Origin of the sequence: Aestuariibaculum lutulentum, assembly GCF_032926325.1 — a bacterium.
GTDB classification, from domain to species: Bacteria; Bacteroidota; Bacteroidia; order Flavobacteriales; family Flavobacteriaceae; genus Aestuariibaculum; species Aestuariibaculum lutulentum.
This window is the reverse complement of sequence record NZ_CP136709.1, coordinates 3,184,090-3,201,683: the sequence shown is the minus strand read 5'-3', so window position 1 is coordinate 3,201,683 and position 17,594 is coordinate 3,184,090. Positions and strand designations below refer to the sequence as shown.

Genomic DNA, 17,594 nt, shown 5'->3' with positions numbered 1-17,594 from the left:
TATCAATTCTCAACTTTAATAAATTAACATATGTAAACCATGCTTATCGCTAAAAAAACACATTAACTCGATTAACTGTTATTACTGTACGGTTTATCGTTTTTTTAAGGTGTTTAACATTTTTTTTTGAAAAAGCAACGTCGCGTATGTTCTTTTGTTGTGTAGAATATTAAAAAATGACCCCAAATCTAATATCTCTTTTAAGTCTTAGTGTAAACAATAGCACTCCTCCCTCACTACTTTAAGAAAATTAGATTATTAAAAAATTAGTAAGATAATTTTATATACATACCTAAATACTATTCAAACTGATGTTAACCAATTATTGGCTTATGAAAACAAGTACTTTTAAATTATTTAACAAAAAAAGCTTGAAAATAAAACATGTTTTATTTTCTTTCTCTTTAATGTTATTTAGCTTCTTCTCTGTACAGGCTGACTGTATTATTGATACAGCTGCCACTGGAGGAGATAATATAATGACAGGTAATGAGCTAGTTAGCTATATTAATAACAACAGTTGTATAGGTACTTTGACCATTGCTTCTGGTGTTGATATTCTTATTACAGGAGATATAACTATTCCTAATTCTGTGGATAAAATTATTATTGAAAATGACGCCCATATATGGTGGACTGCCAAAGCTGTTTTAATTTTAGCTGAAAACACAGCGATAAAAATAATAGACACAGACAAAACTTATGGAGAACCTATTGGAGTATCGGGAAAACAGTCCTGTAATAACAATATACAAATAAAAATTGGATCTGTTGAATATTCTCGTTGTGAAGGTGAAGGTAACAACTGTATAGTTTTTGATGATTTAATTGCTGCAGGAGGTACACCTCAATTAGATCCGGATTTTGCAATAATTTCTGGTTCGGATAATGCGGTGTGTTTCGGACCAACTGATATTTCTGTACAACTTAATGGACTTATTAGTGGCGCGGTTACCTATGAATGGACTGTGCCTCCTTCGAATACAAATCCTGGAACTGTTTTTTATTCCCCAATTGATTCACCTAACACTACTGTTACGGTATCAACACCTGGAACTTATACCTTAAGAATAAAAGTAAATATAAAATTAGGCATAGATGGTAGTTCCTGTGCTAACGCGAGTGTCAACGTATTTGCAGATATAGAAATTGAGTTTGTAGAAGGAGTAACAACTTCAATTATGGAAAACTCCCCTAGCACTGGTAGTGATTGTCAATTAGATGTAGATTTTACAGCTACAACAAATGGAGGTCCAAGTACTCAATTTTTCTGGCAATTTGGAGATGGAAATACAAGTACAGAACAAAATCCTTCATATACATACGCTAGCTGTGGAACTTACACAGTAACATTAACAACAACTGATCCAAATGCCATTGCTGAATGTAATTCATCAACTGTATCTAAAGAAATAACCGTTGAAGATGATACTCCCCCTGTAATTATCGGTGGAACTTCTGGTTTAGTTCAATGCGATGGAAACGGTAATCAAATTGAATATGAAGCTTGGTTACAAACTCATGCAGGAGCTACAGCTACAGATAATTGTGATGATAATGTTATTTGGTCATATGAAATACTTGAAATATTAGAAACTTGTGGAAATACTTCAACTTATAAAGTGCTTTTCACAGCAACCGATAAATGCAATAATTCTGCGCAATTTAACGCCAATTTTGTAATTCAAGATAATACTGCACCAGTAATTACTGTTTCTGCAAGCAATTCCTCTGTAGAATGTAGTAGTTTAAATGGAACTGAATTCTCCGAATGGCTTAACAATAATGGTGGGGCAGTTGCTTCCGACTCTTGCGGTTCTATTACCTGGAGTAAAGTTGGTGACAATATTTCTGATGAATGCGGATTAACAGGAGCTGCTACTGTTACTTTTAGAGCTACCGATGATTGTGGAAATTTTAGTGAAACTACTGCTACTTTTACAATTGTGGATACTACTCCTCCTACAATTAACACTGCTGCAAGTAATTCCTCTGTAGAATGTAGTACTTTAAATGGAACTGAATTCTCCGAATGGCTTAACAATAATGGTGGGGCAGTTGCTTCCGACTCTTGTGGCTCTGTAACCTGGAGCAAAGTTGGTGATACTATTTCTGATGAATGCGGATTAACCGGTGCTGCTACTGTTACTTTTAGAGCTACCGATGATTGTGGAAATTTCAGTGAAACTACTGCTACTTTTTCAATTGTGGATAACACTCCGCCTTCAATCACCGTAGAAGCTAGTAATGCTACCGTAGAATGCAGTAGTGCTAATGGTACTGAATTCTCTGATTGGCTAAATAATCATGGAGGTGCTATTGCTTCTGACTCTTGTGGCTCTGTTACATGGAGCAAAATTGGCGACACTATTTCGGATGATTGTGGTATAACAGGTACTGCTACTGTAACCTTTAAAGCTACCGATGAATGTGGTAATTTTAGTGAAACTACAGCTACTTTTACTATTGTTGATACAACTCCGCCTTCAATAACTGCTCCTGCTGATGTAACTATTGAATGTACTGAAGACGAATCTAGCGACAATACTGGCGTAGCTACTGGTTCTGATACTTGTGGAAATGTAATAATTTCTCAAACTGATGCTGAAGTTGCTTCTTGTGGTAACACTAAAGTAATCACCAGAACTTGGACAGCTACCGATGATTGTGGTAACAAAACTTCTGCTGATCAAATTATCACTGTAATTGATACAACTCCGCCTTCAATAACTGCTCCTGCTGATGTAACTATTGAGTGTACTGAAGACGAATCTAGCGACAATACTGGCGTAGCTACTGGTTCTGATACTTGTGGAAATGTAATAATTTCTCAAACTGATGCTGAAGTTGCTTCTTGTGGTAACACTAAAGTAATCACCAGAACTTGGACAGCTACCGATGATTGTGGTAACAAAACTTCTGCTGATCAAATTATCACTGTAATTGATACAACTCCGCCTTCAATAACTGCTCCTGCTGATGTAACTATTGAATGTACTGAAGACGAATCTAGCGACAATACTGGCGTAGCTACTGGTTCTGATACTTGTGGAAATGTAATAATTTCTCAAACTGATGCTGAAGTTGCTTCTTGTGGTAACACTAAAGTAATCACCAGAACTTGGACAGCTACCGATGATTGTGGTAACAAAACTTCTGCTGATCAAATTATCACTGTAATTGATACAACTCCGCCTTCAATAACTGCTCCTGCTGATGTAACTATTGAATGTACTGAAGACGAATCTAGCGACAATACTGGCGTAGCTACTGGTTCTGATACTTGTGGAAATGTAATAATTTCTCAAACTGATGCTGAAGTTGCTTCTTGTGGTAACACTAAAGTAATCACCAGAACTTGGACAGCTACTGATGATTGTGGTAACAAAACTTCTGCTGATCAAATTATCACTGTAATTGATACAACTCCGCCTTCAATAACTGCTCCTGCTGATGTAACTATTGAATGTACTGAAGACGAATCTAGCGACAATACTGGCGTAGCTACTGGTTCTGATACTTGTGGAAATGTAATAATTTCTCAAACTGATGCTGAAGTTGCTTCTTGTGGTAACACTAAAGTAATCACCAGAACTTGGACAGCTACTGATGATTGTGGTAACAAAACTTCTGCTGATCAAATTATCACTGTAATTGATACAACTCCGCCTTCAATAACTGCTCCTGCTGATGTGACTATTGAATGTACTGAAGACGAATCTAGCGACAATACTGGCGTAGCTACTGGTTCTGATACTTGTGGAAATGTAATAATTTCTCAAACTGATGCTGAAGTTGCTTCTTGTGGTAACACTAAAGTAATCACCAGAACTTGGACAGCTACCGATGATTGTGGTAACAAAACTTCTGCTGATCAAATTATCACTGTAATTGATACAACTCCGCCTTCAATAACTGCTCCCGCTGATGTAACTATTGAATGTACTGAAGACGAATCTAGCGACAATACTGGCGTAGCTACTGGTTCTGATACTTGTGGAAATGTAATAATTTCTCAAACTGATGCTGAAGTTGCTTCTTGTGGTAACACTAAAGTAATCACCAGAACTTGGACAGCTACCGATGATTGTGGTAACAAAACTTCTGCTGATCAAATTATCACTGTAATTGATACAACTCCGCCTTCAATAACTGCTCCTGCTGATGTGACTATTGAATGTACTGAAGACGAATCTAGCGACAATACTGGCGTAGCTACTGGTTCTGATACTTGTGGAAATGTAATAATTTCTCAAACTGATGCTGAAGTTGCTTCTTGTGGTAACACTAAAGTAATCACCAGAACTTGGACAGCTACTGATGATTGTGGTAACAAAACTTCTGCTGATCAAATTATCACTGTAATTGATACAACTCCGCCTTCAATAACTGCTCCTGCTGATGTAACTATTGAATGTACTGAAGACGAATCTAGCGACAATACTGGCGTAGCTACTGGTTCTGATACTTGTGGAAATGTAATAATTTCTCAAACTGATGCTGAAGTTGCTTCTTGTGGTAACACTAAAGTAATCACCAGAACTTGGACAGCTACTGATGATTGTGGTAACAAAACTTCTGCTGATCAAATTATCACTGTAATTGATACAACTCCGCCTTCAATAACTGCTCCTGCTGATGTGACTATCGAGTGTACTGAAGACGAATCTAGCGACAATACTGGCGTAGCTACTGGTTCTGATACTTGTGGAAATGTAATAATTTCTCAAACTGATGCTGAAGTTGCTTCTTGTGGTAATACTAAAGTAATCACCAGAACTTGGACAGCTACCGATGATTGTGGTAACAAAACTTCTGCTGATCAAATTATCACTGTAATTGATACAACTCCGCCTTCAATAACTGCTCCTGCTGATGTAACTATCGAGTGTACTGAAGACGAATCTAGCGACAATACTGGCGTAGCTACTGGTTCTGATACTTGTGGAAATGTAATAATTTCTCAAACTGATGCTGAAGTTGCTTCTTGTGGTAACACTAAAGTAATCACCAGAACTTGGACAGCTACCGATGATTGTGGTAACAAAACTTCTGCTGATCAAATTATCACTGTAATTGATACAACTCCGCCTTCAATAAACACGACAGCAACCAACATAGAAATCGAATGTGGTGTAACAGATCCTGATGCGCTTCAAAACTGGTTAGATAGTAATGGAGGTGCAACGGCTACTGATAACTGTGGTGAAGTAATTTGGTCTAATGATTATGGACAAAATACAACTGTTGATTGTGACGGTAATGGTATTTTGGTAACCTTTACAGCTACCGATGCTTGTGGGAATAAAACAACTACAACTGCAACATATATCATTAAAGATACAACTGCTCCAACAATCACAACTGCAGCTGCTGCTTATGTGGCTGAATGTGATGGTGCTGGAAACGTAACAGAATTAAACGATTGGCTAAACTCAAATGGCGGTGCTGTTGCAACAGACGATTGTTCCGTAATTATCTGGTCTAATAATTTCACTATTTTGAGTGATGATTGTGGAAATACTGGTTCGGCTACGGTAATCTTTACAGCTACTGATGCTTGTGGAAATGAATCAACTACAACCGCAACCTTCACAATCGAAGATACAACGCCTCCGGTATTAACAGTACCTGCTGATGTCACTATCGAGTGTACTGAAGATGAAACTAGTGCTAATACAGGTATTGCAACATCAACCGACACGTGTAGTGATGTAACCATTACTGAAAGTGATGATGTTGTAACGGCTTGTGGTAATACGAAAGTAATCACCAGAACATGGACGGCTACTGATGAATGTGGTAACCCTTCTTCTGCAACGCAGATTATTACAGTTCAAGATACAACGCCTCCGGTATTAACAGTACCTGCCGATATCACTATCGAGTGTACTGAAGACGAAACTAGTGCTAATACTGGTCTAGCTACAGCTACTGATACTTGTGGTGATGTAACCATCACAGAAAGTGATGACGTTGTTACGGCTTGTGGTAATACGAAAGTAATCACCAGAACATGGACTGCTACTGATGAATGTGGTAACCCTACTTCTGCAACGCAGACTATTTCAGTTCAAGATACAACGCCTCCGGTATTAACAGTACCTGCTGATGTCACTATCGAGTGTACTGAAGATGAAACTAGTGCTAATACTGGTGTAGCTACTGCTACGGATACTTGCGGGGATGTAACTATTACTGAAACTGATGATGTTGTAACGACTTGTGGTAATACGAAAGTAATCACCAGAACATGGACAGCTACTGATGAGTGTGGTAACCCTTCTTCTGCAACGCAGATTATTACAGTTCAAGATACAACGCCTCCGGTATTAACAATACCTGCTGATGTCACTATCGAGTGTACTGAAGATGAAACTAGTGCTAATACTGGTGTAGCTACTGCTACGGATACTTGCGGGGATGTAACTATTACTGCAACTGATGATGTTGTAACGGCTTGTGGTAATACGAAAGTAATCACCAGAACATGGACGGCTACTGATGAGTGTGGTAACCCTACTTCTGCAACGCAAACTATTACAGTTCAAGATACAACGCCTCCGGTATTAACAATACCTGCTGATGTCACTATCGAGTGTACTGAAGATGAAACTAGTGCTAATACTGGTGTAGCTACTGCTACGGATACTTGCGGGGATGTAACAATTACTGAAACTGATGAAGTTGTAACGGCTTGTGGTAATACGAAAGTAATCACCAGAACATGGACAGCTACTGATGAGTGTGGTAACCCTACTTCTGCAACGCAAACTATTACAGTTCAAGATACAACGCCTCCGGTATTAACAATACCTGCTGATGTCACTATCGAGTGTACTGAAGATGAAACTAGTGCTAATACTGGTGTAGCTACTGCTACGGATACTTGCGGGGATGTAACTATTACTGAAACTGATGATGTTGTAACGGCTTGTGGTAATACGAAAGTAATCACCAGAACATGGACGGCTACTGATGAATGTGGTAACCCTACTTCTGCAACGCAAACTATTACTGTTCAAGATACAACGCCTCCGGTATTAACAGTACCTGCCGATGTCACTATCGAGTGTAATGAAGACGAAACTAGTGCTAATACGGGTGTAGCTACAGCTACTGATACTTGTGGTGATGTAACAATTACTGAAAGTGATGATGTTGTAACGGCTTGTGGTAATACGAAAGTAATCACCAGAACATGGACGGCTACTGATGAATGTGGTAACCCTACTTCTGCAACGCAAACTATTACTGTTCAAGATACAACGCCTCCGGTATTAACAGTACCTGCCGATGTCACTATCGAGTGTAATGAAGACGAAACTAGTGCTAATACGGGTGTAGCTACAGCTACTGATACTTGTGGTGATGTAACAATTACTGAAAGTGATGATGTTGTAACGGCTTGTGGTAATACCAAAGTAATTACTAGAACCTGGACGGCTACTGATGAATGTGGTAACCCTATTTCTGCAACGCAGACCATTACTATAGTTGATACTGTTGCTCCAACAATTACAGCTCCGGATAACGTAACTATTGAATGCTCTGAAGATGAAACAAGCGTGAGTACTGGTGTCGCTACGGCTACCGATACTTGTGGTAATGTAACCATCACAGAAAGTGATTCTGAGGTTGCTGCTTGTGGTAATACCAAAATAATTACCAGAACATGGACAGCGACCGATGATTGTGGAAATGCTTCTACAGCTACACAAACTATTACGGTTATTGATACTACGGCACCAACCTTTGTTGAATCATTACCTACAGATATAACTGTAGAATGTGATGCGGTTCCTACCATTGACGATGTCGTTTTAACAGCTACAGATAACTGTGGAAATGCCACGGTAACTGTAGAAGATGTAAGAACAGACGGTTCTTGTCCTTCTAGTTATTCAATTGCTCGTACCTGGACAGCAACTGATGAATGTGGTAACGCAATTTCTCATACTCAAAACATCACGGTTCAGGATACTAAAGCTCCTGAGAATGTTACTGAATATGAAGAAACCATAGCTGTTACTTCATTAGATATTCCAGATGCTCCGGAACTTGAATTTACCGACTGTTCTGAATATACTGTAGAATTTACTGAAGAAAGTACTTTTGTAGATAACGTTTTTGTAGATTACCAAATTACAAGAACCTGGACAGCAACTGATGCTTGTGGTAACGAATCTGTTTATACACAAACTGTATTAATTGCAATTCAAACAGTAACAACTCAAACTACTGCAGCACCACTATGTTATGACGATGGCGCTGTAGACTTGAAAGATATCATACAAGACCTGATTCCAAGTGATGTAAACCTTCAAGGGGTTTGGGAATTCCTTTCTGGATCTAATGTAGCTACTTTAATAGGTTCAATTTTCGATCCAACGAAATTACAACTTGGAGAAGATTTCAATCCTGGAGAAGTATTAGAATTCTTAGTTAAATACAAGACCACAAGAGATGGTTCTATCTACGAAACAGAACTTACACTTCAGGTTAATTCAGATTGTGTGGTATTACCATGTGGTGAAAATGACATTGTAATTTCAAAAGCTGTAACACCTAACGGAGACGCTTACAACGAGTCATTTGATATTAAAGGAATCGAATTATGTGGATTTGTAGCAGATGTTAAGATCTTCAACCGTTGGGGAGCTTTAATTTATGAATCTAGCAACTATACGCTTGGAGAAAATCTGGGAGACTGGAGAGGAAATTCTAATAAGTCTTCTTTCGGAACTTCTGATACAGTACCAAACGGAACGTATTATTATATAATAACATTAAAAGATAGTGGATTGGCACCATTTACAGGACCAGTTTATTTAGGAACTAAATAAAAATCTTAACCTATGAAACTTTTTAAACATTACGTAATCGCTATTGCATTATTAAGCTGTACGGTTGGACTTGCGCAACAATTACCGCAGTTCACACAGTACATGTATAATACAATATCTGTTAACCCGGCTTATGCCGGTAGTAGAGAAGCCTTGAGCATTGTTGGATTGCACAGAAGCCAGTGGGTTGGGTTTAAAGGTGGTCCTATAACACAAACGTTATCTATTCATAGTCCGTTAAGAAATGACAGAATAGGTTTAGGTTTGTCGTTTATAGAAGACGATTTGGGTCCTGAAAATTTCACGTATCTGTACGGTGATTTCTCTTATGCCATTCCAACCGGAAAAACAGGAAAACTGGCTTTCGGTATTAAAGGAGGATTTACTCAATACAGTCTGGATGATGAATTTTTAAACGATCCTACTGTTATTGAAGACACCTACTTTAGAGGATTTTCTAATCGCTGGTCGCCAAATATAGGTTTAGGTGTTTACTGGAGTACGGACAAATGGTATTTAGGTTTATCTACCCCAAGAGTCTTAAACACCGATAGAAATACGGAAGAAGGCTATGAAGCTTTAGATCGTTTAAGTTATTACTTTACCGGTGGATATGTTTTCAATCTTGGTGATAAGGTAAAATTCAAACCAGCATACTTAATAAAAGCAACAAACGGTGCCCCTTTATCATACGATCTTACAGCTAACTTCTTGTTCAATGAAAAATTCTGGTTAGGAGGTTCGTATAGAATTAACGAGCAAACTGCTGCGATTGGAGGTATTGTAGATTTTCAAATTTCACGACAACTACGTATAGGTTATGCATACGAGAAAGCCATTTCTGATATAGCAGACTATACAACAGGAACACATGAAATCCTGCTTATTTACGAATTCAAATTCTTAAGTACTAAACTAAAATCACCTAGATACTTCTAATACCCTAAGATATGAAGATTAAAAATTACATTTTAGTATTCGCTGCGCTAATGTTAACCGTAACTGTGTTTGCACAGCAAGGAAAACAAAATCACGCAGACACGCTATTCAATAAATTCTCTTTTGTAAAAGCGGCTGAAGTTTATAAAGAACTTATTGCTAAAAATTACAACAAAGATTACGCAACAAGAAAGTTGGCCGATTGTTATGCCCTGTTAAGAGATCCGAAAAACGCCTCTAAATATTACAAAAAAGTTGTTGAACAAGATAATGTTCCTATTGAGTATTATTACAGTTACGCTCAATCTTTACGTGGTGTTAAAGATTACGATGCATCGGAAAAATGGTTACAACGTTATAAAGATTCTGGCGGTGTTGTAAATAATAACGACTTCTCTAAGGATTCGAATTTCATTACAAATGTCTTTAATGCCAAACAACAGTATTTCTTAGATAAGTTCGATTTCAATTCTGAGTATAGTGATTTTGGAGCTTATGAGCATGATGGTAAAATTTACTTCTGTTCTTCCCGCGATGCTGGTGTTGCCATTAAACGTTTATATGGTTGGAACGAACAACCGTTTTTAGATGTTTATGTTACCGACGTAGACTCTAAAGAAGAAGTTGATCACACCAAAAAGTTAAATGGCGATATTAATACTGTTTTCCACGATGGTCCTGTGACTATCACTAAAGACGGAAAATACATGTATTTCTCCAGAAATAACTTTAAAGATAATGTAGAAAACAAAGACTCTAAAGGTCTTACGAACATGAAAATTTATCGCGCAACATTTAGAGATAGTATCTGGACAGATGTTGAAGATTTACCAATTAACAGCGATAATTTCTCAACACAACATGCTGCTTTAAATAGCGACGATACAAAACTTTACTTCGCATCAGACAGACCTGGTGGTTTTGGAGGTTCAGATATCTATGTGGTTGACATCTCTGCCGATGGTGTTTTAGGTGAACCTAAAAACTTAGGGAATGTAGTAAATACAAATAGTGCAGAAGGTTTTCCTTTTATTAATAATGAAGGTACTCTGTTCTTCTCTTCAGACGGACACGTAGGTTTAGGATTATTAGACGTTTTTGCAACGGTAAACGATGAGAATGATAATATTATAGATGTTATAAATTTAGGTACACCTGTTAATTCCAGTAACGATGACTTTTCTTTCACGATGAGTGCTAATGGTACTTCTGGTTATTTTGCATCAAACAGATCTGGAGGAAAAGGTGATGACGACATTTATGCTTATAACAGAATACCGCCTTTAAAAGTTGAAGGTGTGGTTTCAGATGCTATTAATGGTAATCCAATAGCCAATTCAACCATCAAATTATACGATGAAAAAGGTGCAGAAATTGCCTATATGGAAACCGACGAAAAAGGATATTACTCTATTAATATAGACAGAAATCAGGATTACAAAGTTGTTGGAAGTCATGAGAAATACATAGAGGACTACAGAACATTTACCTCTAAAAATTTAAAAACCGAATTAACAACAATTACAGCTAACTTATTACTAAATCCTGTTGAAGATGTGGTGACTCTAGCCGAGTTAAATACAATTTACTTCGACTTCGATAAACATAACATCAGACCTGATGCAGCTTTAGAATTAGATAAAATTGTTGACCTAATGGTAAACCAGTATCCTGATATGGTAATCAGAATTGAATCGCACACCGATTCCAGAGGTACCTTATCTTATAACGATAAATTATCTATCGACAGAGCTAACTCTACTTATGAATATTTAATATCACATGGAGTTGCTGCCGAACGTATAACAGCTCATGAAGGATTTGGTGAGCGTAGATTAACAAACGGATGTGATGGTAGTGAAGATTGTGAAGAGGCTGCCCACCAGTTAAACAGACGTACACAGTTTATTGTTATAAAAATGGAATAACAAAAACAAAAAATAAAGCTAAATTCAATTTTTTTAAAACCCACTTAGGAAGAATCTTAAGTGGGTTTTTAATTTTTAATCCTTACCTATCTCATCTTAATTTAAATTGTTGTAACAATAACTCGCTTAGTTACGTTTATATGAAAGAAGTGTTAATAGATTACTTTCAAAAATGAATTTCTAATACCTAAGTTGATGTTAAAAAGTACTAATGAACAAGCACAATTGTTTGAAAAAGTAGTGTTTCTTGAATTAACAAATAAACAATTTTCGAAGTTTCATGATTCAGAATATTATGCAGCGTACAACTTATTAAATCAAAACTTTAAAGAATTAATTGATTATAAAATCTCCTAAGAAATAAATGAAATTTGGGATTGTATAAACATGGTTTATTCCAATTCCGACAAAAGATCTTATGTAAACAGTGTTAGCGATTATAATAATTTAATTAAACCTGTTTCCCATATAATTTTAAAAGTCACTAATGACTTTAATATTACCATGAAAAATGAAATTACAGAAGAATTTAAAAATGCTATCAGGAATATTTTAGGTCAAGGTTTTTAAATAAATTTTTAAGCAGTTATAAATAACAGTATACTTACAGTTTAGGATTTATAATACAAAAAAGCCTCCCCAACCAAGGGAGGCTCATACCTAAAGCTAAATTCAATAACAATTAAGTTATCAAGATATAACCAATTATAAATAAAAGGTTATGTTGTAATTGCTATCAAACTGAGACTAGCAAATAATTATTTTTTTATGAAGATATTGGTGTAATACCATTTACCTTCAGAGTTTACTTCGGCTGAAATGTCGAAGTTGGTAAAATCACCTTCTATGGTAGCGCGGTGCCCTTCGCTTTTAAGCCATGCATTAACTACCGATTCCGCAGAACTGTAACCATAAGCTACATTCTCAGAAACTTTAGATGCCCCTGCATTGGCCTTTAAGTATTCGCTTCTCTTAAAAAAATTAGCATGTGATACTTCATTGTTATCTACCATATAGTCGGTGTGTGTGTAAGCAACAGATTTTACAATAGACATGTCTGTTAAAGGACTAAGTCCGACTGATAATCTGTGATCGTTTATAAGTTCTAAAATTTCTACTTCGATTGATTTGTCTTCTAAAATAATAAGACTAAACTCTTCTCCTAGGGGTTGATCTTCAAGGCTATCAGTGGTACAAGAGAAAGTTAAAATAGCTAGAAGTGCCAAAAATGGCAATTTGGTTAATAACTTCATGGTTAAGTAAATTTAGATTTGGTTCTGTAAATTTAGAAGCCTAACCCGAAGTAAGTGTTAAGGAAATGTTAAAATCGATTAAATGAATGTTTTTAATCGTTAAATAATGTATTTCATCGGATATTTTATTTTGAAATTAGAATAATTGTGTATTTCAGCGTTAAAATCATGGAGATAATCGATCAACCTGCCAATTATAGTCTGCTTGTAATGTATATCGAATTCTATCGTGTAATCTGTTAGCTCTTCCCTGCCAAAATTCAATCTCCACAGGTTTAACAATATAACCACCCCAATGCTCAGGACGAGGTATTTCTTTCCCCTCGTACTCCTGCTCTAAAGCCTGAAGCTTACTTTCAAGAGCTTCCCTGCTCTCAATAACTTTGCTTTGGTCTGAAGCTATAGCTCCTAACTGACTACCACGGGGTCTGGACTCAAAATAACCATCACTTAAATTTTCAGCAATTTTTTCAGCTTTACCTTTAATTATAACCTGACGTTCGGCACCATGCCAAAAAAAGGATAAACATACATTGGGATTCAGGGCAATAGCCTTACCTTTTTCACTGTTGTAATTGGTGTAAAATATAAATCCTTCGTAAGTATAACGTTTAAGAAGTACTACCCTGCTTTTTGGAAATCCATCTAGACCAATCGTTGAAACCGTCATCGCATTTGTTTCATCTTCAACAAAATAATTGTCGACCTCATAAAACCATTTTTGAAACAATTCCATTGGATTTTCTGGAGCATTTTCCAACAATAATTCTCCCTTTTCGTAAGATTTCCTATAGCTACTTAAGTCCTTTTCCATGCTAATTTAAAATTATTCAAAATTAAATATTCTTTTCATTTCCTAATAGAATAATCTTTCTAAATTAGTGCCTCCCTAAAGAATTAATATGATATTTGAGAATTCCGCCTATTACGATAGAGAGCAATTCTTTAAATTGGAAAAACCATATGGAACCTTTTATTTCGGTGAAAAGTACATCTTATCTGAAATGCATGAAGGTGTTCATTTCGATTGGCCTATGGTTAAAGATTTATTGAACGATATCGAGGCTTATTATGAAAATGAGACTAAACTGGCTTACATTTCCAATCGCATACACTCCTATTCCCGAGATCCGCACAACTGGCAGAAGTTATCTGCTTTAAATTTTATTGTAGCCAGTGCTATTGTAATATACAATGATATGGCCTATTTAAACGCGACCTTGGAAAAACGTTTTTCTAAAGAAAGTATAAAACGTTGTCAATGTTTAAACGAAGCTATTGAGTGGGTATTAGATTTAAAGGAGTTTAACTAAAATCGAATACTTTACCATCCTGAGATAACCTGACGTGTTTAAAGACTTCCTGAGCTTCTTCTTTAAACGGTTTTAGGCTATCGTAACGCGTTGAATAATGTCCTAACAACAAAACCCCTGCATTTGCTTTTTTAGCAATTGTAGCAGCTTCTTTTGCAGTTGAATGCTTGGTTTGTGGTGCCAGATTTGCGTGCTTTTCCAGGAATGTCGATTCGTGATATAACACATCGACATCTTTAATTATCGGCACAATATCTTCCTTATACATGGTGTCACTACAAAAGGCATAGCTTTTGGGTTTCTTGGCAGGTTTAGTCACTTTTTCATTGGCTATTAAAACGCCATCTTCATTTACAACATCAAATCCTTGCTGTAATTTTCGATAGTAAGCCACGTCAATATTTGCTTCTTCAACCAGATTAATATCCAATTTGCGATTTCCTTCCTTTTCTTTGAATAAATACCCGTTGGTATATACCCTATGATTTAAAGGAATGGTATGCACTTCAACCAAATCATCCTCAAAAATTAGTTGAGATTCAGTTGATGTTAATTCGTGAAAAATGAGCTTGTAATTGGTCCAGGAATCTGATAATTTCATTTGAAGCGTAATCACCTCTTTTATGCCTTTCGGACCGTAAATATGTAAATCGGTTTCACGAGTAAGTAAGCGAAATGTCGAAATGAGCCCAACAAGACCAAAAAAATGATCACCATGCAAATGCGAAATAAAAATATGCTTAATCCTGTTAAACTTTATTTTATGCTTTCGCAACTGCACCTGAGTACCTTCACCACAGTCTATTAAAAACATGTGGTTATTTATTTCTAAAACTTGTGAAGTGGTATTGGTTAAAGCTCTTGGTGTAGCACTGTAACAACCTAAAATAGTGAGCTTCATGTATTATTGGGTTTTATAATTAATAGAATCGACTACCGAAAATTTACTTTTAAAGGTAAACGCATATGGGGTTTCTCCATGTGAATTTAAGTAATCTAATCGAATTTTAGCATCTTTTAAGGTAGGTTTAGTTCCAAACGGAACGTACCAAAAGGCCATATGCTTCATTTCTACTTTATTAAACCACTCTTTTTTTCTTTTGAAAACCTCAATATGATCGGAATGATAAATGTAATTGAAAAGGGATTCTAAATCTTCCCAAACTGAAATATTAACCAATAAATCCTCTTCTTTAAAAATAGATAAGGCTTCATCTTTATCTTCGTCTTTAAAACGCCAGACAAAGCCTTTGCTATCGTCTGCAATAGCATTTATACGGTCTACATTATTTATAAAATCCTGCATAATAGGATCGCTTAGAGGCGCTAAACCTTTAGCGATATTAACTTGTGCAAGATGGTAAGTGTTCATGTTAAAACCCTAAATCGCGTTCCATTTCCTCCATTTCAATAATATCGTACGCCTCTTGAGTTGTTGGCACTACTACGATTTCATCTGGAGTTTCGTCTAAAGCAATCTTGTCGGTAACAATTACAAACGACTGTTTAGCTCCACGGTGGGTATTAGAAAGTTCTAAAAATTCAACAATATCCTGAACGCCCAACGATTTTAATGACGACAAAACAACAATAATATTATTATTTTTAAACTTAGGGTATAAAGCCTGAATCTTCTTAACTAACTCTGGAAGCGTTGCTTTCTCCTGAGTAATAATCGATATGTTTCCGTCTTGATCTAGTATCATTGCTTATTGTTTTATTTTAGATGCTAATAAATATATAACAGCCATTCTTACGGCTACACCATTCTGAACCTGGTCTAAAATGATGGCTTGTTTAGAATCGGCCACATCACTCGTTATCTCCACACCGCGGTTAATTGGCCCCGGGTGCATGATAATAATCTCTTTATCTAAAGAATCTAATAGTTCCTTATTTACTCCGAATTGTTGTGTATATTCTCTTGTTGACGGGAAGTAACTAATATCCATACGCTCGTTTTGTACGCGAAGCATATTAGCCACATCACACCAGTTTAAAGCTTTACGTAAGTCTGTTTCTACTTTTACACCTAACTCATGAATATAGCGCGGAATTAACGTTTTTGGTCCGCAAACCATAACTTCTGCACCTTGCATTTGTAGTGCAAAAATATTTGAAAGCGCTACCCTACTGTGTAAAATATCGCCGACAATAACTACTTTTTTACCTGCCACATCCCCCAGACGCTCACGAATAGAATACGAATCTAACAACGCTTGTGTTGGATGCTCGTGGGCTCCATCTCCAGCATTTACAATACTGGCATTAACGTGCTTTGATAAAAATACACCAGCTCCCGGATTCGGGTGACGCATAACCACCATATCTACCTTCATAGATAAAATGTTGTTTACGGTATCGATAAGCGTTTCACCTTTTTTAACCGAAGACTGTGCTGATGAAAAATTTAAAACATCTGCAGACAGACGCTTTTCTGCCAATTCGAAAGACAACTTGGTTCTGGTTGAATTTTCAAAAAATAAATTGGCAATGGTAATATCTCGAAGTGAAGGCACTTTTTTAATTGGCCTGTTAATCACTTCTTTAAAATGATCGGCGGTTTCAAAAATAAGTTGAATATCTTTCTCTTGAAGATATTTAATTCCTAATAAGTGATTTACACTTAATTCGCTCATTTTCTATGTTTAAAGTTAAATGTTTAAACCTACCTATTGCAGCAGTTTAAACGTGTAAAATTATCGTTCTATAAGGTAAACTGAATCTTCATTATCCTTCTCTTTCCAGTTTACACGTACTTTCTCATTATTAATAACATCTACCTGTCTTCCTCTGTAGTTAGGCTGAATTGGTAAATGCCTGCTAAAACGTCTATCAATTAGCGTTAAAAGTTCTATTTCGTTCGGTCTTCCAAACGATTGTATAGCGGTTAAAGCCGCTCTAATACTTCTACCGGTATATAATACATCGTCTATAAACACGATGTTTTTATTTTCTACTAAAAAATTGATTTTGGTTTTATTCGCCTCTAATGGCTTTTCTCCTCGGCGAAAATCATCTCTAAAAAACGTAATGTCTAAATACCCTAACTGGATATTTTCAACCTTATAGTCTTCTCGTAAAATTTTAGCGATTCTATCGGCTAAATACACGCCACGCGGCTGTAAACCAATAAGTACGGTATCTGAGAAGTCGTTATGTTTTTCAATAAGTTGACAAGCCAATCGGTGAAGAATGATGTTTACCTCTTTTTCGTTAAGTAAAACTTTTTGACTCATATACTATCCAAACGTATTTGGAGAGCAAAGTTAACTAAAAAAAACGTGTGAACCATGCAGAAATGATGTCTATTAA

At 36.3% G+C, this 17,594-nt stretch carries 11 protein-coding genes; 4 read left to right on the top strand and 7 right to left on the bottom strand.

The features are described 5' to 3' along the window. The first annotated feature begins 371 nt into the window (after positions 1–371). The 3 genes from R1X58_RS13610 to R1X58_RS13600 are packed head-to-tail and all read left to right on the top strand — an operon-like array spanning position 372 to position 11,713. A complete protein-coding gene (locus R1X58_RS13610) occupies positions 372–8,846 on the top strand; it encodes a T9SS type B sorting domain-containing protein (RefSeq protein ID WP_317292986.1) in 8,475 nt (2,824 codons plus the stop codon). 12 nt (positions 8,847–8,858) lie between these two features. Next, entirely contained in the window at positions 8,859–9,785 is a 927-nt protein-coding gene (locus R1X58_RS13605) for a PorP/SprF family type IX secretion system membrane protein (protein ID WP_240574026.1), read from the top strand. An 11-nt stretch (positions 9,786–9,796) separates the two neighbouring features. Next, a complete protein-coding gene (locus R1X58_RS13600) occupies positions 9,797–11,713 on the top strand; it encodes an OmpA family protein (protein ID WP_240574028.1) in 1,917 nt (638 codons plus the stop codon). Between the two features lie 758 nt (positions 11,714–12,471). Here the strand turns inward: R1X58_RS13600 and R1X58_RS13595 are convergent. Beyond that, the gene (locus R1X58_RS13595) at positions 12,472–12,966 is read right to left on the bottom strand and encodes a CAP domain-containing protein (RefSeq protein ID WP_240574035.1); all 495 of its coding nucleotides are present in this window, start codon (positions 12,964–12,966) and stop codon (positions 12,472–12,474) included. A 166-nt stretch (positions 12,967–13,132) separates the two neighbouring features. Beyond that, positions 13,133–13,780, bottom strand: coding sequence for a pyridoxamine 5'-phosphate oxidase (gene pdxH / locus R1X58_RS13590; RefSeq protein WP_240574037.1), 648 nt, complete (start codon positions 13,778–13,780; stop codon positions 13,133–13,135). 88 nt (positions 13,781–13,868) lie between these two features. Here pdxH and R1X58_RS13585 point away from each other — a divergent pair, with 88 nt between their 5' ends. Continuing rightward, positions 13,869–14,279, top strand: a complete 411-nt coding sequence (locus tag R1X58_RS13585; protein ID WP_240574040.1) for a hypothetical protein — start codon at positions 13,869–13,871, stop codon at positions 14,277–14,279. Here R1X58_RS13585 and R1X58_RS13580 read toward each other — a convergent pair. From R1X58_RS13580 to pyrR, 5 genes are read right to left on the bottom strand one after another with little or no spacing between them, the layout of a single operon-like run. After that, the gene (locus tag R1X58_RS13580) at positions 14,272–15,180 is read right to left on the bottom strand and encodes a ribonuclease Z (protein WP_240574043.1); all 909 of its coding nucleotides are present in this window, start codon (positions 15,178–15,180) and stop codon (positions 14,272–14,274) included. The genes R1X58_RS13585 and R1X58_RS13580 overlap by 8 nt on opposite strands. 3 nt (positions 15,181–15,183) lie before the next feature. Beyond that, positions 15,184–15,651, bottom strand: coding sequence for a DUF3291 domain-containing protein (locus tag R1X58_RS13575; RefSeq protein WP_240574046.1), 468 nt, complete (start codon positions 15,649–15,651; stop codon positions 15,184–15,186). Position 15,652: 1 nt separating this feature from the next. Further along, entirely contained in the window at positions 15,653–15,985 is a 333-nt protein-coding gene (locus R1X58_RS13570; protein ID WP_240574048.1) for a ribonuclease Z, read from the bottom strand. Between the two features lie 3 nt (positions 15,986–15,988). Next, on the bottom strand, positions 15,989–16,918 hold the full coding sequence (locus tag R1X58_RS13565; RefSeq protein ID WP_240574062.1) for an aspartate carbamoyltransferase catalytic subunit: 930 nt from the start codon (positions 16,916–16,918) through the stop codon (positions 15,989–15,991). Positions 16,919–16,978: 60 nt separating this feature from the next. Then, the gene (gene pyrR / locus R1X58_RS13560; protein WP_240574065.1) at positions 16,979–17,518 is read right to left on the bottom strand and encodes a bifunctional pyr operon transcriptional regulator/uracil phosphoribosyltransferase PyrR; all 540 of its coding nucleotides are present in this window, start codon (positions 17,516–17,518) and stop codon (positions 16,979–16,981) included. Between the last annotated feature and the right edge of the window lie 76 nt (positions 17,519–17,594).